An 868-nucleotide genomic window follows, 5' to 3' on the forward strand; every position below is an offset into this window, starting at 1 on the left:
TGGCTGCGGAGTTGGGTTCTGAGCTGGCGTTGGAGGCGGTGGTTTTCGGTGGGGAGGCGCTGGAGCCGGCGCGGCTGAGGTCGTGGTTGGACACCCGCCGGGGTTCGCCGCGGTTGATCAACATGTACGGGATCACCGAGACCACGGTGCACGCGTCGTTTCGCGAGATTGGGTCCGAGGATGTCGGCGGTGTGGTCAGCCCGATCGGGGTGCCGCTGGCTGATTTGGCGTTTTTTGTGCTCGACGCGTGGTTGCGTCCGGTTTCGCCGGGTGTGGTCGGTGAGTTGTACGTGGCTGGTGCGGGTTTGGCGCATGGCTATGTGGGCCGGGCGGGGTTGAGTGCGTCGCGGTTTGTGGCGTGTCCGTTCGGGGCGGCGGGTGCGCGGATGTATCGCACCGGGGATTTGGTGGCCTGGGGTGCTGATGGGCAGTTGCAGTATCTGGGTCGTGCTGATGAGCAGGTCAAGATTCGTGGCTATCGCATCGAGTTGGGTGAGATCCAGGCGGTGCTGGCTGAGTTGGGTGGGGTTGAGCAGGCGGCGGTGATCGTGCGTGAGGACCGCCCCGGCGACAAGCGGCTGGTCGCCTATGTCACCGGTGGCGCCGATCCGGTCGAGGTGCGTGCGGCGGTGGGGCAGCGGTTGCCGGGTTATATGGTGCCTGCGGCGGTGGTGGTGTTGGAGGCGTTGCCGCTGACGGTCAACGGCAAGCTCGACAAGCGGGCCCTGCCGGCTCCGGAGTTCGCCGAGGCCGATACTTACCGGGCGCCGACCAACCCCGCCGAAGACCTGCTGGCCGGCATCTACGCCCAAGTGTTGGGCCTGCCCCGCGTCGGTGTCGACGACTCCTTCTTCGACCTCGGCGGCGA

At 66.9% G+C, this 868-nt stretch carries 1 protein-coding gene; it reads left to right on the plus strand.

The genetic code is table 11. From position 1 onward, the window contains the following. Positions 1–868, plus strand: an 868-nt coding sequence (locus tag ABQE93_RS27045) for an AMP-binding protein (RefSeq protein ID WP_448411974.1), incomplete at both ends; no start/stop codon positions are given.

This window comes from Mycolicibacterium sp. XJ662, assembly GCF_053484035.1.